The sequence below is a fragment of the Cryobacterium sp. Hh7 genome (genome assembly GCF_004403155.1).
In the GTDB taxonomy this organism is placed as follows: Bacteria; Actinomycetota; Actinomycetes; order Actinomycetales; family Microbacteriaceae; genus Cryobacterium; species Cryobacterium levicorallinum.
This window is the reverse complement of record NZ_SOHG01000012.1, coordinates 235,235-255,098: the sequence shown is the minus strand read 5'-3', so window position 1 is coordinate 255,098 and position 19,864 is coordinate 235,235. Positions and strand designations below refer to the sequence as shown.

Here is a 19,864-nt window from a genome sequence, read left to right as displayed (position 1 = left end):
CGTGTCCGCCCCCAGCACGGCCCCAGCGACCGGGCTCCGCGCTCGGCTGCAGGGCCGGTCGGAGCTCAGCGTCGCAGCCCTGCTCGCGGTCATCGCGATTATTATCGGAATCGACACCGCAAACATCCGTCACACGGCCATCAACGCCGGCGTGATGGGACCGCAGGTCGTTCCGACGATCATCGCGATCGGCCTCGGCCTGTGTGCGATCGCCCTGGCGATCACCGTGCTGCGGGGCGGCCACGCCGAGGCCGAAGACGGTGAGGACATCGACCTCACCCAGAAGGCCCACTGGCCCACCGTCTTCGGCCTCGCCGGCCTGATTCTCGTCTTCGCCCTCACAATGGACTTTCTCGGATTCGTCATCGGCAGTGCACTGCTGTTCTATGGATCCGCCCTGCTGCTCGGCTCGAGGCGCTTCTTCTGGGCTCTCGTGATCGGCATTCTTCTGGCCGTCGGTACGTTCTACGGCTTCGTACTGGGCCTCGGCATCAACCTGCCGGCCGGCCTGTTGACGGGAATCCTCTAATGGAAAATCTCACCCTGCTGATGGAGGGGTTCAGCAACGCGCTGACCCTGCAGAATCTGCTGTTCGCCCTCATCGGAGTACTGCTCGGCACCGCCGTCGGCGTGCTGCCGGGCATTGGCCCGGCCATGACCGTTGCCCTGCTGCTGCCGCTCACCTACGCCCTCGACGTGACCGGGTCGCTCATCATGTTTGCCGGCATCTACTACGGCGGCATGTACGGCGGGTCGACAACCTCCATTCTGCTCAACACCCCGGGCGAATCCTCATCGGTCGTCACAGCACTCGAAGGCAACAAGATGGCCAAGGCCGGACGCGGAGCCCAGGCCCTCGCGACCGCAGCCATCGGCTCGTTCGTAGCCGGTACGCTCGCCACCGGAGCCCTCGTCTTCGTCGCCCCCTTCGTCGTGGCGATCGCGATCGGCCTCGGTGCTCCCTCCTACTTCGCCATGATGGTCTTCGCCTTCGTCGCCGTAAGCGCGGTGCTCGGCTCGAGTCGCATTCGCGGCCTCGCTTCGCTGTTCATCGGGCTGACCATCGGGCTCGTCGGGCTCGACGGCACGACCGGCCAGGCGCGGCTGACGTTCGGCCAACCGCTGCTCTCCGGCGGCATCGACGTCGTCGTCATCGCCGTGGCGCTGTTCGCGGTCGGTGAAGCCCTGTGGATCGCCGCCCACCTGCGCCACGGAACGCCGGCGACGATTCCGGTCGGCGTGCCCTGGATGGGCAAGCAGGATTGGAAGCGGTCCTGGAAGCCCTGGCTTCGCGGCACGGTCATCGGCTTTCCCTTCGGTGCTATTCCGGCCGGCGGCGCGGAGATTCCGACCTTTCTCTCCTACGTGGCGGAGAAGAAGCTGTCGAAGCATCCTGAGCAGTTCGGTCACGGCGCCATTGAGGGCGTCGCGGGGCCAGAAGCGGCCAACAACGCTTCAGCGGCCGGCACGCTCGTGCCCCTGCTGACCCTGGGCCTGCCGACCACGGCGACCGCCGCCGTGATGATCGCCGCGTTCAACCAGTACGGCATCCACCCTGGACCGCTGCTGTTTCAGACCGAACCGGTGCTGGTCTGGACTCTGATCGCGAGCCTGTTCATCGGCAACACGCTACTGCTCGCGCTCAACCTGCCGCTCGCGCCACTCTGGGCGAAACTGTTGCGTATCCCCCGGCCGTATCTCTACGCCGGCATTCTCTTCTTCGCGACCCTCGGCGCATACGCAGCGGGCATGCAGACCTTCAACATCATGATTCTGCTGCTGCTCGGCGCGCTCGGCTACATGGCCAGGCGCTTTGGGTTTCCGGTTCTCCCGATCATTGTCGGAGCCATTCTCGGCCCGGAAATGGAACGACAGCTGCGCCGCTCGCTGCAGATCAGCGCCGGCGACCCGGCGGCGCTGCTGAGCGAACCGCTCGCCGTCGTCGTGTACACCGTGATCGTGTTGTTCCTGGCCGGCCCGCCGATCGTCAAGGCGCTGCTGCGTCGATTCGACCGCGGCAGCGGGCCCACCAGCGGACCGGACGAAGAGCAGTTCGACGTCTTCGGAACCCAAACCTCCGATGGCAGCGCCCGCGTGATTCGGGCCGTGCGGCCCGGTAGCCGCGGCAAGTAGCCCGTCTTTGCTGCGGGAGTCGGCATACTGGTGTGCTGCCAGCTGCCGCCTCCCGCGCCGACGTTCTGCGCCTGCGCCTGCACGCCTAGGGCCTGGCCGGGCCACCGCTACTGGGGCCGTTGCGGTCGTTGAGCGGATGCTCGCGGTACAGTTCCAGGACTACCCGGCAGCCCAGTGGACCCTCGGGGTGCGCTCCCCCGGCACAACGCTGGACGAGGTGCAGGCCAGCGTCAATGCGGGTGACATCGTGCGTTCGTGGCCGATGCGCGGCCCGCTGCACCTGGTTCGGGCCGGCGCGCAGCGGGCAGACGGGTTTGTCGGCATCCGCTTGAGGAGAGGTCGGGTTAGCCTTGTGCAGTGAAACTAACATCGGCCCTGCGCATCCCCACCCGACTCCCGGTGCTGCAGGTCGTGAAGATGGCTGTCGCCGTCGCCCTGGCCTGGATCGTCTCGCAGCTGCTGCTGCCCAACGACCTGCCGATCTTTGCCGCGATTGCGGCCCTGCTCGTGGTGCAGCCGAGTGTCAATCAGACCCTCGGCCGCGCGATCGAACGTACCGCTGGCGTCATCGGCGGAGTCATTATCGCCTCCACGATCGGCTTCTTCCTCGGCCAGTCCAGCTGGGTTGTACTCGGCACGATCGTGGTCAGCATCCTCGTCGCCTGGGCGCTGCGGCTGTCGCCGGTGTCGGCGAGCCAGATTCCGATCAGCGCCATGCTCGTGCTCGCGCTCGGCGCGACGACGCCGGGGTATGCCCTCGATCGCATCTTTGAAACGTTCATCGGTGCGGGGATCGCGCTGATCATCAACGCCCTGATCGTTCCGCCGGTGCTGATTGCGCCGGCACGCGATGCTGTGGCCCTGCTCGCTCGCGAGGTGGCTGATACCTTCGAGCGCATTGCCCAGGCGCTGCGCACCCCGCAGACCCCGGTCGACCTGATGGAGCTGATGATCAAGGCCCGGCTGCTGCGCCCCATGCTGGTCAAGGCGGAGAAGGCCATCGCGCAGGCGGAGGAGAGCCTCATGCTCAACCCGCGCAAGGCCAAACTACGCCTGGCGCTCGACACCGACCATGAGATGATCGGGCGGCTGCCGACCCTCGTGACCCGAGCTATCGGCATGACCCGGGCCCTGCACGATCACTACGATGCCTCCCTGCAGTTGGAGCCGAGCGTTCAGGCCTTTTCCGAGGAGCTGGCCCGGGCTGCGCACGACCTGCGGCTGCTCGCTCGCGCGGAGGGCGACCTCACGGTGGCGCCCGAGATGCCGGCCCCCGAGGTGCTGGCCCTGACCGCGCCGCTGCGCATCGTGACGCCGCACCCCGACCACTGGATCCTGATCGGCTCGCTCATGGAGGACCTGCGCCGGGTACGCGAGGAGATCGTCGGCGACCGGGCCTGAGCCGCCCGAAGCATCCGTTCGAGAGCCGCGCTTCATTTCGGTAGCCGCTACGCCGATTACCCTAGCGGCTACCCAAACCGGGCGCGGTCATGCCTGACGGACGACAAAACGGATGCCGCGCGCGGGTCTCGCGCGGAACATCCGTTTTGGGTCACGCGGTTAGAGCACCTTGGAGAGGAAGTCCTGGGTGCGCTCCTGCTGCGGGTTGCCGAACAGCTCGGCCGGGGTGCCCTCTTCGACGATGAGGCCATCGGCCATGAAGATAACCCGGTCCGCGACCTCGCGGGCGAAACCCATCTCGTGGGTGACGACGACCATGGTCATGCCCTCGGCGGCGAGGTCGCGGATGACCTGCAGCACCTCCCCCACCATTTCGGGGTCGAGGGCGCTCGTGGCCTCGTCGAACAACATAATGTCGGGGTTCACCGCGAGGGACCGGGCGATCGCGACGCGCTGCTTCTGGCCGCCGGAGAGCTGCGCGGGGCGGGCATCCGCTTTGTCGGACAGGCCCACCCGCTCGAGCAGTTTCAGGGCGGTGGCGCGGGCATCCGCTTTGGATTCCTTCTTCAACTCGGTCGGCGCGAGCATGATGTTCTGCAGCACCGTCATGTGCGGAAACAGGTTGAAGTGCTGGAAGACCATACCGATGTGCGCTCGAACCTCGTTCAGGTCGACGGTTTTGTCGCTGAGGTTGAAGCCGTCGACGATGACCGTGCCGGCGCTGAGCTCGTCGAGCTTGTTCAGGCAACGCAGAAAGGTGGACTTGCCCGAACCCGAAGGGCCGATGACGCAGACGACCTCGCCCTCGGTGATCTCGACGTCGAGGCCCTTGAGCACCTCGTTGGAGCCGAACGACTTGCGCAGGCCACGTACCGAAATTTTGCTGGCACTTGCGGTGTTGTTCGCGCTGGTGCTCATTTGTTGAACCTCTTGTCGAGCTTGTTGGAGAGCATGGTGAGCAGGTTGATGACGATGAAGTACAGCGCGGCGACGATCAGCAGGGTCTCACCGGTGCGAAAGTTGGCGGCGTAGATCTGCTGGCCCTGATAGGTGAGCTCGGCGAAGCCGATCACGGCGAGCAACGAGGTGTCTTTCAGGGTCATCACGAACTGGTTGATGAACGACGGCGTCATGATCTTCACGGCCTGCGGCAGCACGACGCGGCGCATGGTCGTGACGTAGCCGAGGCCGAGGCTCCGACCGGCTTCGGTCTGACCCGGGTCGACCGATTGGATGCCGCCGCGCACGATCTCAGTCATGTAGGCGCCGGCGTTCAGGCTCAGGGTGAGCACACCGGCGGTGAGCACGTCGATCGACTGCCCGGTGAGCTGGGGCAGGCCGAAGTAGAAGAAGAAGGCCTGCACGAGCAGCGGGGTGCCGCGGAAGATGCTGACGTAGACGCTCGCAATGCCGCGCAGAATGCGACTCTCGGAGACCTTGAAGAAGCCGAATACCACGCCGAGCACGAGGGCGATCAAAATGGACAGGCCGGTTGCGAGCAGGGTCAGCCCGAGGCCCTTCATCAGCGCCGGCATGCTGTCGCTGAGCAGACCGAAGAAACCGGATGCCGCGGCGGGTGCCGGCTGCTCCAGGTAGGTGTCAAGAATGGCCTGGTAGTCGCCGTTGTCCTGCAACTCGGCGAGGCCGGTGTTGAACGCGGCGAGCAGCTCGGGGTTCTGCCCCTTATTGACGGCGAAACCGTAGGAGCTGCCCTGTTCCTTCTCGGTGACGGACTTGAGCCCGTTGTTCTGGTTGATGCCGTAGGCCAGCACGGGATAGTCGTCGAACACCGCGACGGAGTTGCCGGCCTTGACGTCGTCATACATGGTGGCCGAGTCGGCGAGTGCCTTGACCGTGAAGTCGTACTCGTCCTTGATCGAGTTGGCGAAGGTTTCGCCCTCGCTGCCACGCTTGGCGACGACCGTTTCGCCGGCCAGGTCGGCGTATCCGGTGATCTCGGTGTTGTCCTCGGCGACGGCCATCTGCACGCCGGAGTCGAAGTACGGGTCGGAGAAGTCGAAGATGAGCTCGCGCTCGTCGGTGATCGACATGCCGGCGATGACGCCGTCGACCTGATTGGACTGCAGCGCCTGCAGCGCAGCGTCGAAGCCGAGCGACTTAATCTCGACCGTGAACCCCTGGTTCTTCGCGATGTCGCGAATCAGGTCCATGTCGATGCCGGTGAGTTCACCGTTCTCGCGGTACTCGAACGGCGCGAAGGTGGTGTCGGTGCCGATGACGTAGTTTTCGCCGGCGGTAGCGGCCTGTGGCTGACTCGCGGCCGCGGCGCTGACGCCGAGGAATCCGCCGGCGAGGGCCAGCAGTGCCGTGACGGCGACCGTGAGCTTGCCCGCCCGGGACATAGTTATTTTGCGCAAAGGAGAACCATTTCTTGTTGTGCGATCTACATTGGCCTGGCGGCCCCAGGGTCAGAGGCGCCGATCGACGCTGATCCATCGGGGAGCGGCTGCCGCTCACCCTGTCGATAAAGCCTACCTTGGGGGCCGCCGCACGGTTCTCGACCGTGCCGGAGCCGACCGGCTCCAGCTCCTCGGCACCGTCAGGACACGTAAAAGCTACGCGACGACCTGCTACGAGACGACGGCAGCGTGCGTGTCGGCCCACAACGCAGCGAGCACGGTCGCGGCCGAGCCGGTGCCCGCTTCCCGAAAGCCGGTACCGGCCCAGAGGGCGAGGCCGTGCGGGTCGCCGCGGCGGGCGGCATCCGCTCGCACAGTCTTGGTGAGGTGATGCACCTGCGGATACTCGTGCGGCACGTTCGCGTCGTGGGCGGTGATGAAGGCGTTGCGCAAGCCGCGGGCCGGGCGGCCGGAGAATGCCCAGGTTATGACGGTCTCGGTGAACCGCGGGTCGACGAGGGCGTCCTGGTGGGCCGGGTTCGCACCGGACTCGTCGGTGCGCAGCAGGGCGGTTCCGAGCTGCACAGCTTCGGCTCCGGCAGCCAGCAACGAGGCGATCTGCCCGCCAGAGTGGATGCCGCCCGCCACGATCAGCGGCAGCGTCACCACCTCGCGAATCGCGATCAACAGCTCCCCCAGAGCCAGGGTGCCCGGTTCGTCCCGCGTGGCGAAGGTCCCCCGGTGCCCGCCGGCCTCCGGCCCCTGCACGCAGAGTGCATCGACGCCGCGGTCAACCGCCTGACGGGCTTCGGGCACCGAGGTGACCGTGGCGATCAGGAACGACCCGGCCGTGTGCATCCGCTCGACGGCGTCTATCGGAGGCAGGCCGAAGGTGAACGAGACCACCGGAACCTTGTGCGCGATGACGACGTCCACCTTCTCGGAAAACCAGTCGTCGTCGGTCTCGTCAATTTCGGCGAACACAGCGCTGGGGTTCTCGCGGGCCAGCGCGTCGCGGTAGGCCTCGACGGCGGCGCGGTCGCTCAGGGGCAACTGCGGAACAAACAGGTTGACACCGAAGGCGTGCTCGGTTCGCTGCTGCACGGTGCGAATCTGCTCGGCCAGCGCCTCAGGAGTTTTGTACCCGCCAGCCAGAAAGCCGAGGCCCCCCGCGTCGCTCACGGCGACGACCAGGTTCGGCGTCGAGGCGCCGCCGGCCATCGGCGCCGCGATGATCGGAATCGCTAGGTCATTTAGGGTGAACACGGGATCTCCTCGACTAGCTAGAGTGCACCTCTATCGACTGGAGTTGCATTCTCTCGACTGTTTTCGTGTGCTCGACGCGTTCTCGGGCACCCTTGCACCTTAGCCCCGGCCGGCCACCTTCCGACGACCGGCTGGGCGAGACCTCATGCGCCGCGGACCCGGCCCCGCGAGACGACAACTTCCGACCCCTGAATCCTGGTCAGCTCGGCCCGACTACACGGATCTCGGCCGACACGACCTGGACTGCGCCGGGCTGCGCCGATGCCTGACCGAATGGATGCTCTGACTCGACGCTGGCTAATACGGAGGCTGCAGGTTCTGAACCATCGGAAAGTGTCGCAGGTTGAGTGTGAGCAATCGGGCCTGAAAGCGAATCGCTGTGGCAGCAATCGCTAGGTCCGCACCATCAATCGTGTGATGGCTGGGTAGCCGCTGTCGGCCCAATGCACCCGCTGCTTCAGCGACCTCGGCATTGACCGGATGCCAAAACTTCGAGGCGAGTCATCTCACTCGCGTGCAGGGTGCCAGAACACGCTCGGTTTCGAGGACATCGGCCGCACCCTGGTGGCCTCGGAGTTAATCGATCAAAAACCGACGCGTCCATGGGGACGGTCACGACGCGGTCTGCCCCAGACGGTCGCCGGAGCGTACCCGGTCAACCCAGGTCGCGCCGTCGCCGTCGCGACCGTTCCACGTCCCGAAGGAGGCGCGCATGGCCTGCAAATCTGCCTCGCTTGAACGCTCCGACCGGTAGAGCGCCTCGACAGCATCTCGAATGAGTGCAGACACAGACCTACCCGTGCGAGCGGCTTCCGCATCGACGGCATGACGCTCGCCTTCCGTTAGGGAAATCTGCGTTCTCAGCACGATGAAAGATACATCACTTGTCGGGAAGGCCAAACGATTAACGAGGCAGGGCCCCACCGAAGTGGGGCCCTGCACGGCGCTTCGTGGAAACGCGAAAAGCTACGGGTTACGCGTTGAGCGCGGCCTGCAGTTCCAGGGTGATGGTGACCTTGTCGCCGAGCAGCATTCCGCCGGTTTCGAGGGCAGCGTTGTAGGTGAGGCCGAAGTCTTCACGGTTGACCTCGGTCTTGGCCGTGGCACCGAACTTGTAGTTGCCGTAGGGGTCTCCGCCGAAGCCGCCGAACTCGAGCTCGAACGTGGCCGGCTTGGTGACGCCCTTGATGGTGATGTTGCCGTCGACGAGATACTCGCCCTTGACGACGCGCACACCGGTCGACGCGAAGTCGATGGTCGGGTACGTCTCGGCGTCGAAGAAGTCTCCGGTGCGCAGGTGACCGTCGCGGCCCGGCTCGTTGGTGTTGATCGAGACGACCTTGGCCGAGGCGGTGACGCTCGTCTGGAGCGGGTTCTCGCCGGTCACGAAGGTGGCGTCGAAGTCATCGAAGGTGCCCTTGACCTTGCTGATGACGATGTGACGAATGCTGAAGCTGACGGAGCTGTGGGTCTTGTCGATGGTCCAGGTTCCGGCCTTGTAGCCCGGGATATTGGTGATCGTGGTCTCGCTCATAGAAGTTCTCCTCAAGTGTGTGGGCCCAGGAATTGTCGCCCTCGGATACATGCAAGCGCATGGAAGACGCACATATTCCCCAGAAGACAAGTATTCATCTTCCCCTGTTCGGGCGTTCAGACGGGACCTAAACTCAGGCCGACCGAATAGGCTCACCCTGTCACGAGGTTCTGCGTGTTTATTGGGAGGTTGCTGTGAGCGCACGCGCACCAAGCATGCGGGGGGTAGCGGGTGAGGGCCTGCTGATCGCCGCCGGAGGCCGGGCCATCCTGCTGCAGCTGGCGAATCCGGCCATCGGGCACGGCGTGGCCGACCACAGCCATTTCGCCGCCAAGCCGCTCGCCCGGCTGAGCGGTACGCTCAGCTACGTCTACGCCACCGTCTTCGGCGAGGCCGACGTGGCCGCTGCTATGGCCGCGCGGGTCAATCACGCGCACGTTCCCGTGCATTCGGTCGGCACGACCCCCGAGTACAACGCGTTCACCCCCGAATTGCAGCTCTGGGTTGCCGCAACGCTCTATGAATCGGCCACCCACCTGCACGCTTTGATCTACGGCCCGCTGGGCGACGACACGGCCGATACCGTCTATAGCGAATACGCCCGGCTCGGCACGTCACTGCAGGTGCCGCTAGAACTGTGGCCGACAGATCGCGCCGCCTTTCGCCGGTATTGGAACGAGCAGCTGCAGCTGCTGACAACGGATGCCGCCACCCGCGCGGTCGCGCACGAGCTGTTGCACTCGCGGTCGGCTCCGTTCTGGTATCGGGCCGCTCTGCCGCTGGCCCGGCTGATGACCGCCGGACTGCTGCCGCCCCACGTTCGCGTGCTGTTCGAACTTCCCTGGACCGAGCGGCACGAGCGGCGCTTTGATCGCGTGCTGGGCGGCATCCGCTTGATTTATCCCCGCCTGCCGCTGGCACTGCGCCACTGGCCCAAGAATCACTATCTGCGCGTGCTGCGCAAATCCGGTCAGCGCGAATCCACGGCGGCCGCGCCCGCGCCGGTAGTGTGAGAGTCCAATGACGCAGCCCCAGACTCCCCACCCCGGACTCGACAGCACCGATCGCCAGATTATCGCCGAGCTCAGCCGGGACGGTCGACTCTCGATGCGCCAGCTGGCCCTGCAGGTGCACATCTCCCGCACCGCCGCCCACACCCGGGTGCAGAAGCTGATCAGCCACGGCGTGATCACCGGCTTCGGTGCCCAAACCGACCGTAAGGCACTCGGGCTCAACGTGTCCGCGCTCGTAGTCGTGAAAATCGGCGACGTCGCCTGGGGCGCAATTGCCGCGCAGCTCGCCGAACTGCCGTTCGTGGAGAAGGCGCAGGCCGTGAGCGGCGACATCGACATCATTCTCACGGTGAGCGCTCCCGACCATGAGCAGCTCAGCCAGGCCATTCTGCGCGATATCCACACCATGCCGGGGGTGATCTCGACCCGGTCCCACCTCATTCTCGACGAGATCATCGGGCATGCACCCGGCACGACTCCGGACGCCTGGCACTGATTCAGGACTCAACCGTGCCGATTGGTCGCCGTCTGGCGGATGATCGGCCAATCGTTCACAACTGCGAAAAAGCGCGGCCAGGCCTGCGAAAAGGGCGCACCATTGGCTCATGAGCCTCAATGTCGAGAGCACGCCGCTGACGGCCGTGCTGGCACCCCCACCCCTGCGGTTGATCGATGATTCGGGGAACGCCGTTCCGGGCACCGAGAGCGGCGGATTCGTCCTTCCCCCGGTGGAGACACTGGTCGGCCTCTACCGGCAGATGGTCGTGGCCCGCCGGTTCGACGTGCAGGTCACCGCCCTCACCCGGCAGGGTCGCCTCGCCACCTACCCATCCGCGCTCGGCCAGGAAGCCTGCGAGATCGCCGCCGTCGCCGCGCTCTCGCCGCAGGACTGGCTGTTTCCGACCTACCGGGACAGCATCGCGCTGCTCACCCGCGGCGTCGAGCCGAAGGATATTCTCGCCTCGTTCCGCGGCGACTGGCACAGCGGTTACGACTATCAACAGCATCGCATCGCCCCGCAGGCCACCCCGCTCGCCACCCAGGCACTGCACGCCGTGGGCCTCGCGACCGCGGCCAAGCTCAAGCGTGACGACACCGTGGCGCTCACCCTGCTCGGCGACGGGGCCACGAGCGAGGGTGACGCTCACGAGGCGTTCAACTTTGCCGCAGTCTGGCAGGCCCCCGTCGTCTTCGTGGTGCAGAACAATCAGTTCGCGATCAGTGTGCCCCTCGACAAGCAGATGGCCTGCCGCACCATCGCCGACAAGGCGATCGGCTACGGCATGCCCGGCTTCTACGTTGACGGCAACGACGTCGCGGCCATGTTCGCGGTCATCTCGGCGGCGGTCGACCGAGCCCGCAGCGGCGGCGGCCCGACCCTGATCGAGGGCCTCACCTACCGCATCGAGGCGCACACTAACTCGGATGACCCCACCCGCTACCGCAAAACCGCCGACGTCGACCTGTGGCGCAGCCGCGACCCGATCGAACGCCTGGAGAAGTACCTCATTGCCCAGGGTGCGTTGTCCGAGGAAGAGCGCGCTTCCGTCGCTGCGGCTGCGGAGGCGCTCGCAGCGACGACCCGCGAGTGTATGACCGAGCAGGCGGTGGTCGATCCGCTCGAGCTGTTCGAGCACGTCTACGCCACCCCCCGCTCCGCCCTGGCCGAGCAACGCGCCTTTCTGGCGGCCGAACTCGACGGCGACGCCGAAGCATCCGCTGGTGAATACGAAGAGAGCACCCGATGAGCCCGCAGCAGACCCTCGAGACCGGAACAGCTGTGCGGGCTCCGGAAAACCTGACCATGGCCGCCGCCCTCAACGCGGCCATTCGCGACGCCATGGTCGACGATCCGACGGTCGTGCTGTTCGGCGAAGACGTCGGGCCGCTCGGCGGCGTGTTCCGGGTCACCGACGGCTTATACGCCGAATTCGGCGAGACCCGGGTGAGTGACTCGCCGCTGGCCGAGGCTGGCATCGTCGGAACGGCGATCGGCATGGCGATGTACGGCCTGCGCCCGGTGGTCGAGATGCAGTTCGACGCGTTCAGCTACCCAGCGTTCCAGCAGATAGTGTCGCACGTGGCGAAGATGCGCAACCGTACGCGCGGCAAGATTTCGCTGCCGATCGTCATTCGCATTCCCTACGCCGGCGATATCGGCGGCGTCGAGCATCACTCCGACTCCTCCGAGGCGTATTGGACGGCGACGCCCGGGCTGACCGTGGTGAGCCCGTCGAACCCGGCCGACGCCTATTCCATGCTGCGGGGCGCCATCGCGAGCGACGACCCGGTGATTTTCATGGAGCCGAAGAGTCGCTACTGGAGCAAGGCGGAGCTTTCCCTGCCGGTGCAGACCGAGCCGCTGAACCGGGCCGTCGTGCTACGGGAGGGCAGCGATGTCACGCTCATCGCCTACGGTCCGACCGTGAAGACCGCCCTCGCGACGGCCGAACAGGGCGCGGCTGAGGGGCTCTCGATCGAGGTCATCGACCTGCGCACGCTGTCGCCGTTTGATGACGAGACGGTGGGGGCATCCGTTCGAAAGACCGGCCGGGCCGCGATCGTGCACGAGGCCGCCCAGTTCGGCGGTTACGGCGCTGAGGTGGCCGCTCGCCTGACGGAGCGCAACTTCTTCTACCTGGCCGCGCCCATTCTGCGCATCACCGGCTTCGACATTCCGTACCCGTCACCCAAGCTCGAGGAGTATTTCTTGCCGACCCCCGACCGAATCCTCGCCGCGCTGTCGACCTGGGAGTGGTCCTGATGAGCCTCGAATTTCTGCTGCCCGACCTCGGTGAAGGACTGACCGAGGCCGAGATCGTGGCCTGGCTGGTCGCTCCCGGCGATACGATCGCCATCGACCAGGCCGTGGTCGAGGTTGAATCGGCCAAGTCGATCGTGGAGCTGCCGTCGCCCTACGGCGGCGTCGTGGCAAGCCTGTTCGGCGAGCCCGGCCAGGTCATTCATGCCGGGCAGGTGCTGCTGACCGTGACCGACGGGACTGATGACGCTTCAGCTGGTGTTGTCGGCGTTCCGGTCGCCGCGGCGACCGTCGTGGCGGTCGAAGGCTCCGGAGCCGTTCTGGTCGGCTACGGCACGACCGAAAGCACCCGGCCGGCGCGCAAGGTGGCCGCCGGGCGGTTCGGCAGCCCGCGGGCAGCGGATGCCCCGGCACCGGCTGCACCGGCTGCATCGACGCCGCCCGTCGCTGTTGCGCTGGCCGAGCGCCCCGCCGAGGTGGCGGCATCCGTTTCTGCGGCCATCGATTCGTCCAGCACGGTCGACCCGATCCGCCGCTCCCCCGTCGTGTCTCCGATCGTGCGCCGGCTGGCGCGCGAGAACGGGTTCGACGCGAGCACGCTGGCCGGGAGCGGGCACGACGGTCTGGTGCTGCGCAGCGACGTCGAGGAACACATTCGCGCGCTCACCGCTCCGGCCGTGGCTGTCGATGTGGCAGCCGATGTGGCTGCCGATGTCGACGTTGCGACGCCGCCCAGCGCTGTCGACGCGGCGAGTGCGGATATTCGCATTCCCATCACCGGCCTGCGCAAAGTCGTGTCGCAGCGGCTGACCACGTCGCGTCGGGAGATTCCCGAGGCGACGATCTGGCTCGACGTCGACGCGACCGCCCTGTTCGCCGCGCGGGACCAGCTGCTCGCGGCGACGGGTGAGCGGTTCAGCGTGACGGCGCTCATCGCGCGCTTCGTGGTGGCCGGGCTGCGCCGGTATCCGGTGCTCAATTCCTCGGTCGACACCGCGAGCCAGGAGATTCTCCAGTACGGAGCCATCAACCTCGGCATTGCGGCGCAGACGTCACGCGGGCTGATGGTTCCCGTCATCCACCGTGCCCACGCGATGAGTACGCGACAGCTGCGCGATGCCCTCGCCGCGCTGGTGGCGCAATCGCCCGACGGCACCTTCTCGCCGAGCGCGCTGACCGGGGGAACCTTCACCCTCAACAACTTCGGATCGCTCGGCGTCGACGGTTCGGCCGCGATTATCAACCATCCCGAAGCGGCCATTCTCGGCATTGGGCGCATGATCGAGCGGCCGTGGGTGGTCGAACACGCACTCGCGGTTCGTACCGTCGTAGAACTCTCCATGGTGTTCGACCATCGGGTCTGCGACGGCGGAACCGCCGCCGGGTTTCTCACCTATGTGGCCGGCTGCATTGAAAACCCGGTGAGCCTGCTCGCCGACCTGTGAGCTCGGGGCGTGTCCTGAACGCCCACGATTCTGGCATCGGTAACTGAGTGATGTTTGTTGGCGTATAGGCTGCTGAGTGACACGGGGTGCTCCGCACAATGCGCGAGCTGAGATGAATACCCGTTGAACCTGTCTAGTTAGCACTAGCGAAGGAATGTCACGGATGACTGATCAGACCTCTAATATCACGCCGCGCACCACGCCTCGGATTCTCAGTATCGCCGGCACCGACCCGACCGGCGGTGCCGGCATCCACGCCGATTTGAAAAGCATCGCGGCCAACGGCGGGTACGGCATGGCAGTAGTAACAGCTCTGGTCGCGCAGAACACACGCGGGGTGCGCTCGGTGCACACCCCGCCGGTCGCGTTTCTGCGCCAGCAATTGAACGCCGTGAGCGATGACGTGACCATCGATGCCGTGAAGATCGGTATGCTCGCCGAAATCGACGTGATTCACGAGGTGCGTTCCTGGCTCCATGCCCACCGTCCTCCGCTCGTCGTGCTCGACCCGGTGATGGTGGCAACGAGTGGTCACCGGCTGCTCGAACCCCAAGCGGAGCAGGCTCTGCGTGATCTGATCCCCCTCGCCGATCTCGTAACACCCAACGTTCCCGAGCTGGCCGTTCTGCTCGCAGAACCCACAGCGGCAAACTGGGCTGCGGCCATCGAGCAGGGCAAACGACTATCAGCCCGCACCGGGGTCACCGTGTTGGTGAAGGGGGGTCATTTCGACGAAGCCCTCTGCCCTGACGCCCTGGTCAACACCCACGGGCTGCTGGCACAGAGCGTTGTCGAGTTTGCTTCGCCGCGCATCGCCACCAAGAATACCCACGGCACTGGATGCTCGCTCTCCTCGGCAATGGCCACGGTACAGGCGCGAACCGGGGACTGGGCTGCGTCTCTGGCCGAGGTCAAAGACTGGCTTCAGGATGCTCTGATCCATGCCGACGACCTCGAGGTCGGTCAGGGCCATGGCCCGATCCATCACTTTCATCGGCTGTTCGCAGGCGCGTCGGCCGAGTCGGCCACACCAGCTGATTCGGTGAAGTTCAGTGCGACACTGTGGCGCGATGTCGAGCTGATTCGCACGCAGATCTTCGATCTGCCGTTCATTATGGATCTCGGTACTGGGGTTCTGGCCGAGCGAGATTTTGCGTATTACCTCGCTCAGGACGCGCTCTACCTCGCCACTTACTCGCGCGTTCTTGCGCGCGCCAGTGAGATCGCGCCGAGCATGCACGCACAGCGATTTCTGGCCGATTCGGCACGACGGTGCCGCGACGTTGAGTTGGAATTGCACAGAAACTGGCTGGGGCAACGGGACGTGTCGTCCGAGGCCGGCCCGGTAACGGCTGGCTACCTGGATCACTTGCTCGGGCTCGCTGAGGGCGGAAACTATGCGGTGCTTCTGGCGGCGCTGTTGCCCTGTTTTTGGCTCTATGCGGATGTTGGTGAGCGGCTGCACACCGACTTTCTGGCGCGCACCGAGACAGCAGTACATCCATATGCCGCGTGGCTCCAGACCTATGCCGATGAAGAATTCGCCGCGGCCACGAGGGAAGTCATCGCGCTCACCGACGCCGCTGCGGCCACGGCCTCTGACGCGCAACGCTCGGCGATGCGCCAGGCGTTTGCCACCTCGTCACGGTTCGAGCTCGACTTCTTCGACGCCCCTCGGCACTCTGTGTTGGCCTGAGATGACCACGCCAAACTCGGTACTGTGTGCGGTATCAGCCCAGCGCGGGCAGGCTGGCCAGAAGTCGCTGCGCGGCATCCGTCGGGTCGTTGGCGTCGGTGATCGCGCGCACCACAACCACTCGAGTCGCGCCAGCATCGACGACCTGGTTGATGTTGCCGAGGTCGATGCCGCCGATGGCAAACCATGGCAGCTCGCTGTCGGTGGCTGCGCTGCGGGCGGCCGCGTAACGCAGAAGCTGCGTTCCGACCGCCGCTCGACCGGGTTTTGTCGGTGTGGCCCAGACTGGGCCGACGCAAAAATAGTTGAGATCGTTCGCGGCCAGGGCTGCATCCACGTGTTCGGTGCTGTGTGTGGACAGGCCGATCACGGCGGCCGGGCCGAGCAGGGTGCGAGCGGAGGCCACCGGCAGGTCTGTCTGGCCTACATGAAATACCGGAGCGCCCGCCAGGCTGGCAATATCCGCCCGATCGTTGACGGCCCAGAGTCGTGCGTGCTGGTCGGCAACCGAGCGCAGAATTTGGAGATATTCGAGCTCCTCGGCGGCGTCGATATTTTTGTCGCGAAGCTGAATAATGTCGACCCCACCAGCGAACGCCGCCGCCACGAAGTCAGCGAAATCGCCACGATCCTTCCGGGCATCGGTGCAGAGATACAGCCGGGCTTTTGTCTGGTCCATGCGACCAACCCTATGGGCCAAGTTCGAGCGTCCCTGCCAGCGCAGAGGAACGGTGCGCACCATGAATGAACGAGTCGTGAACCGCACGGTCGACGTCGCCGTGATCGGCGGTGGCATTATCGGGCTCGGCATTGCCTGGGCTGTTGCGCACTCCGGCCGCACGGTGGTCGTCATCGATCCGGACCCCGCCGGCGGCGCAACGTACGCTGCGGCCGGAATGCTCGCGGCGGTGAGCGAATTGCACTACCAAGAAGAGGTGTTGCTCGAGCTCATGCTCGCCTCCTCGGCGCTGTATCCGGCGTTCATCGAATCACTGGGGCCCGATCATCACCTCACCGGGTATCAGAGAACTCACACCATGACTGTTGGCGCTGATTCGGCCGACCGGCAAGCGCTGGCCGACCTGCGCGGGGTGCAGCTCGCCAACGGGCTAGCCGTCGACCCGCTGACCATTCGCGCGGCGCGCGTGCTTGAACCGCTGCTGAGCCCTCACGTTTCCGGTGCCTTCATGGTGGAGCAGGATCATCAGGTCGACCCGCGCCGGCTCGCCGAGCGCATCCAACTCGCACTTGCCACGCTGGCGAAAAGCGGCCGGTGGGGCCACGACGCCCTGATCCGGGTGAATGCCATGGGGCTACTGCACGACGATTCCGCGGATGCCTCATCTCGCGTCACCGGTGTCGCCCTGGCTGATGGCGGAACGGTCAGTGCCGCCGAAGTAGTTGTGGCCAATGGCCTCGCTGCGGCCGGGTTGAACGGGCTACCAGAGCGACTGACCCTGCCACTTCGACCGGTTTACGGCGATATTCTGCGACTTCGGGTGCCGGCGCACCTTCGGCCGTTGCTCACCTGCACGCTCCGCGGGCTGGTGCACGGCGTGCCGGTCTATCTGGTTCCACGATCGGACGGAACGGTCGTGATCGGAGCCACCCAACGCGAAGACGGCTCCACTGCGGTGTCGGCTGGTGGCGTCTATCAACTATTGCGTGACGCCCAGGTGTTGCTGCCGGCGGTCAGTGAGCTCGAGCTGATCGAAGTAACCGCTCGCGTTCGTCCAGGAACGCCCGATAACGCGCCACTGCTTGGCCGGGTCTCGCGAACCGGTGGGGCAACACCAGGCAACGACATCCCCGGGCTTATCATCGCCACCGGATTTTTCCGCCACGGCGTACTGCTCACCCCGGTAGCTGCCCAATACTGTCTTCAGCTCATCGAGGGAAGTGCCGACCAGCGGTGGGAGCGCTTTCGGCCGCACCGTTTCTCTCCAACCCGACCGTCAGCATCCGTTTCCCTACAAGGAGTTGTCAGCTCGTGACCGAATCCAGGCCCATCGATATACCCGCCAGCGCGATCACCGTCAACGGCACAGAACGACTTGTTCGGCGCGGCAGCACCGTGACCGACCTGGTCGCCGAGATCACCGGTCGCCACATCGCAGCGGATGGCCGTGCGACCGACAACCAACGTCTCGGCGTGGCAGTTGCACGCAACCGTGAAGTCGTTCCACGCAGCCAATGGTCGGGCACCGTGCTCACGGCCGGCGATGACATTGAACTTGTCACCGCAGTTCAGGGAGGTTGACCGTGGAAACCGAACAACTCACAATCACTGACAGCCTGGTGATCGACGGCGTGCAGTTGAATTCACGTCTAATTATGGGTACCGGCGGCGCACCGAGCCTCGAGGGGCTCGGCGCGGCCCTTCACGCCTCCGGAACCGAGCTCACCACCGTCGCAATGCGGCGTCACAGCGTGACGACGGCCGGATCGCTGTTCGATCTTCTGGTCGATCGCTCTATTCGGGTACTGCCCAATACCGCTGGCTGCTTTACCGCGCGCGAAGCCGTCTTGACCGCGCAGCTGGCGCGGGAAGCCCTCGAGACGGACTGGATCAAACTCGAGGTCATCGCCGATGAGCACACCCTCCTTCCCGATGCGGTCGAACTGCTGGACGCGACCGAACAGCTTGTCGCGCGCGGCTTCAAGGTTTTCGCCTACACCAATGACGATCCCGTGCTGGCCCTTCGCCTTGAGCATCTCGGTGCCGTCGCCGTGATGCCACTGGGGGCTCCGATCGGCACCGGGCTCGGCATCCTCAATCCGCATAATATCGAGCTGATCGTTTCTCGTGCCGGCGTTCCCGTGGTGCTGGATGCTGGAATCGGCACCGCATCCGACGCTGCGCTCGCGATGGAGCTGGGCTGCGATGCCGTGCTCCTGGCCACGGCGGTGACGCGCGCGCAGAACCCGGCACTCATGGGCGAAGCCTTCAAACATGCGGTAATTGCGGGTCGGCTGGCGTCCCAGGCTGGCCGGATTCCGAAGCGTGAACTCGCCTTGGCTTCATCGACGATGAACGGGAGGCCCGACCTATGAGTGACGTGACACTCTTAGCACCGCTCGTCGAACCGGGCGACGAGCTAACTGCCGCGGAACTCCAGCGGTACTCGCGCCACATTCTCATTCCCGAGATGGGTATTGTCGGCCAACGACGGCTGAAGAATGCGCGGGTGCTGGTGATTGGCGCCGGCGGTCTCGGTTCGCCAGTACTGCTCTACCTGGCGGCTGCGGGGGTGGGCACCCTGGGTGTTATCGACAATGACACCGTGGACCTGAGCAACCTGCAGCGTCAGATTATCCACGGCGTTGCAGACCTCGGTCACTCGAAACTTGAGTCCGCTGCCGCAGCGGTAGCCCAGCTCAACCCACTCGTGTCGATTCACCGGCACGATGTTTGGCTTGACTCGGCGAACGCTCTGGACTTATTCGCCCAGTACGACCTGATCGTTGACGGTGCCGATAATTTCGCCACTCGCTATCTGGTCAGTGATGCCGCCTCGATGCTCGGCAAGCCCTGTGTCTGGGGATCCATCCTGCGTTTCGACGGGCAGGTCAGCGTGTTCTGGAATGAGCACGGCCCCACCTACCGCGACCTGTATCCAGAAGCCCCACCGGCGGGCTCCGTGCCCAACTGCGCAGAAGGCGGAGTGTTCGGGATGCTCTGCGGAACGATCGGCTCAACGATGGTCGCCGAAGCCGTGAAATTGATCACCGGAGTCGGCCGCACGCTTCTGGGCCGGGTCGTGCTCTTCAACGCGTTTGACGCGTCGTGGCGCGAACTCGCCATTGCACGCGACCCCGCCAATAAACCAGTCACCGAGTTGATCGATTACGACGTATTCTGCGAAACATTGCCCGCATCGAACCAAGTTGACGACGCGATCTCCGTGCACGAACTCGCGGCTATGCTCGACAGCCGGAAGCGCGGCGCGCGTGACTTCGACCTCATTGACGTGCGGGAACCCGGGGAATTCGACATCGTGCATATTGCCGGGGCGCTGCTCATTCCGCAGGGCGGAATCCTCTCGGGGGAGGCACTTTCATCTCTCTCGCGGGACCGCGATATCGTGGTGCACTGCAAGGCGGGTGCCCGCTCGGCTGCCGTTCTGGCCAAGCTGCATAGCCATGGCTACGACCGGGTGTGGCAGGTCGAGGGTGGTATCGACGCGTGGGTGCGGGAGATCGCGACGGTACTGCCGACCTGAACGAAGCCACCGGGGCGGTCGAACACAAAGAA

20 protein-coding genes and 1 riboswitch are annotated in these 19,864 nt (G+C 65.4%); of the genes, 14 read left to right on the top strand and 6 right to left on the bottom strand.

The annotated features are described in order from the left end of the window. The first annotated feature begins 1 nt into the window (after position 1). From E3T43_RS02625 to E3T43_RS02610, 4 genes are all read left to right on the top strand, one after another. Positions 2-529 carry a tripartite tricarboxylate transporter TctB family protein gene (locus tag E3T43_RS02625; protein ID WP_241978772.1) on the top strand — a complete coding sequence of 176 codons (528 nt, stop codon included), beginning with the start codon at positions 2-4 and terminating at the stop codon, positions 527-529. After that, positions 529-2,133 (top strand): tripartite tricarboxylate transporter permease, encoded by a 1,605-nt coding sequence (locus tag E3T43_RS02620; protein ID WP_134471215.1) that lies wholly within the window; start codon positions 529-531, stop codon positions 2,131-2,133. The genes E3T43_RS02625 and E3T43_RS02620 overlap by 1 nt, the downstream gene beginning before the upstream one ends. A gap of 136 nt (positions 2,134-2,269) precedes the next feature. Beyond that, entirely contained in the window at positions 2,270-2,494 is a 225-nt protein-coding gene (locus E3T43_RS02615; protein WP_134471214.1) for a DNA glycosylase AlkZ-like family protein, read from the top strand. Beyond that, on the top strand, positions 2,491-3,534 hold the full coding sequence (locus E3T43_RS02610; protein ID WP_134441251.1) for an aromatic acid exporter family protein: 1,044 nt from the start codon (positions 2,491-2,493) through the stop codon (positions 3,532-3,534). The genes E3T43_RS02615 and E3T43_RS02610 overlap by 4 nt, the downstream gene beginning before the upstream one ends. A gap of 159 nt (positions 3,535-3,693) precedes the next feature. Here the strand turns inward: E3T43_RS02610 and E3T43_RS02605 are convergent, their stop codons facing one another. The 5 genes from E3T43_RS02605 to E3T43_RS02580 form a co-directional block, all read right to left on the bottom strand. After that, positions 3,694-4,452 (bottom strand): amino acid ABC transporter ATP-binding protein, encoded by a 759-nt coding sequence (locus E3T43_RS02605; protein WP_092449153.1) that lies wholly within the window; start codon positions 4,450-4,452, stop codon positions 3,694-3,696. Then, positions 4,449-5,897 carry an amino acid ABC transporter substrate-binding protein/permease gene (locus tag E3T43_RS02600; RefSeq protein ID WP_134471292.1) on the bottom strand — a complete coding sequence of 483 codons (1,449 nt, stop codon included), beginning with the start codon at positions 5,895-5,897 and terminating at the stop codon, positions 4,449-4,451. Before E3T43_RS02600 ends, E3T43_RS02605 begins: the two co-directional genes overlap by 4 nt. Positions 5,898-6,125: 228 nt before the next feature. After that, positions 6,126-7,160: a nitronate monooxygenase family protein gene (locus E3T43_RS02595; protein WP_134471213.1), complete on the bottom strand. Its 1,035-nt coding sequence runs from the start codon at positions 7,158-7,160 to the stop codon at positions 6,126-6,128. A gap of 612 nt (positions 7,161-7,772) precedes the next feature. Continuing rightward, on the bottom strand, positions 7,773-8,027 hold the full coding sequence (locus tag E3T43_RS02585) for a ribbon-helix-helix domain-containing protein (protein WP_166791213.1): 255 nt from the start codon (positions 8,025-8,027) through the stop codon (positions 7,773-7,775). Between the two features lie 106 nt (positions 8,028-8,133). After that, the gene (locus E3T43_RS02580; RefSeq protein ID WP_134471211.1) at positions 8,134-8,694 is read right to left on the bottom strand and encodes a YceI family protein; all 561 of its coding nucleotides are present in this window, start codon (positions 8,692-8,694) and stop codon (positions 8,134-8,136) included. 194 nt (positions 8,695-8,888) lie between these two features. Between E3T43_RS02580 and E3T43_RS02575 the strand changes: the two genes are divergently transcribed. From E3T43_RS02575 to E3T43_RS02550, 6 genes are all read left to right on the top strand, one after another. Continuing rightward, a complete protein-coding gene (locus E3T43_RS02575) occupies positions 8,889-9,707 on the top strand; it encodes an oxygenase MpaB family protein (protein WP_241978769.1) in 819 nt (272 codons plus the stop codon). A 7-nt stretch (positions 9,708-9,714) separates the two neighbouring features. After that, positions 9,715-10,203, top strand: coding sequence for an Lrp/AsnC family transcriptional regulator (locus tag E3T43_RS02570; RefSeq protein WP_134441245.1), 489 nt, complete (start codon positions 9,715-9,717; stop codon positions 10,201-10,203). Between the two features lie 109 nt (positions 10,204-10,312). Further along, complete coding sequence (gene pdhA / locus E3T43_RS02565; protein WP_134471210.1) at positions 10,313-11,455, top strand: pyruvate dehydrogenase (acetyl-transferring) E1 component subunit alpha; 1,143 nt, start codon at positions 10,313-10,315, stop codon at positions 11,453-11,455. Beyond that, on the top strand, positions 11,452-12,471 hold the full coding sequence (locus tag E3T43_RS02560) for an alpha-ketoacid dehydrogenase subunit beta (RefSeq protein WP_134471209.1): 1,020 nt from the start codon (positions 11,452-11,454) through the stop codon (positions 12,469-12,471). Before pdhA ends, E3T43_RS02560 begins: the two co-directional genes overlap by 4 nt. Further along, positions 12,471-13,913 carry a dihydrolipoamide acetyltransferase family protein gene (locus tag E3T43_RS02555; protein ID WP_134471208.1) on the top strand — a complete coding sequence of 481 codons (1,443 nt, stop codon included), beginning with the start codon at positions 12,471-12,473 and terminating at the stop codon, positions 13,911-13,913. Before E3T43_RS02560 ends, E3T43_RS02555 begins: the two co-directional genes overlap by 1 nt. A gap of 72 nt (positions 13,914-13,985) precedes the next feature. Further along, positions 13,986-14,085, top strand: a riboswitch (TPP riboswitch). Continuing rightward, positions 14,068-15,609, top strand: a complete 1,542-nt coding sequence (locus E3T43_RS02550; RefSeq protein ID WP_166791212.1) for a bifunctional hydroxymethylpyrimidine kinase/phosphomethylpyrimidine kinase — start codon at positions 14,068-14,070, stop codon at positions 15,607-15,609. It overlaps the preceding riboswitch by 18 nt. 34 nt (positions 15,610-15,643) lie before the next feature. Here the strand turns inward: E3T43_RS02550 and thiE are convergent, their stop codons facing one another. Next, entirely contained in the window at positions 15,644-16,288 is a 645-nt protein-coding gene (thiE, locus tag E3T43_RS02545; protein WP_134471206.1) for a thiamine phosphate synthase, read from the bottom strand. Positions 16,289-16,349: 61 nt separating this feature from the next. Here thiE and thiO point away from each other — a divergent pair, with 61 nt between their 5' ends. The 4 genes from thiO to moeB are packed head-to-tail and all read left to right on the top strand — an operon-like array spanning position 16,350 to position 19,832. Further along, positions 16,350-17,603: a glycine oxidase ThiO gene (gene thiO / locus E3T43_RS02540; RefSeq protein ID WP_134471205.1), complete on the top strand. Its 1,254-nt coding sequence runs from the start codon at positions 16,350-16,352 to the stop codon at positions 17,601-17,603. Beyond that, positions 17,600-17,869, top strand: a complete 270-nt coding sequence (gene thiS / locus E3T43_RS02535; protein WP_241978768.1) for a sulfur carrier protein ThiS — start codon at positions 17,600-17,602, stop codon at positions 17,867-17,869. Before thiO ends, thiS begins: the two co-directional genes overlap by 4 nt. 2 nt (positions 17,870-17,871) lie before the next feature. Then, on the top strand, positions 17,872-18,663 hold the full coding sequence (locus E3T43_RS02530) for a thiazole synthase (RefSeq protein ID WP_304466175.1): 792 nt from the start codon (positions 17,872-17,874) through the stop codon (positions 18,661-18,663). Then, positions 18,660-19,832 carry a molybdopterin-synthase adenylyltransferase MoeB gene (moeB, locus tag E3T43_RS02525; RefSeq protein WP_134471204.1) on the top strand — a complete coding sequence of 391 codons (1,173 nt, stop codon included), beginning with the start codon at positions 18,660-18,662 and terminating at the stop codon, positions 19,830-19,832. The genes E3T43_RS02530 and moeB overlap by 4 nt, the downstream gene beginning before the upstream one ends. The last annotated feature ends 32 nt before the right edge of the window (positions 19,833-19,864 follow it).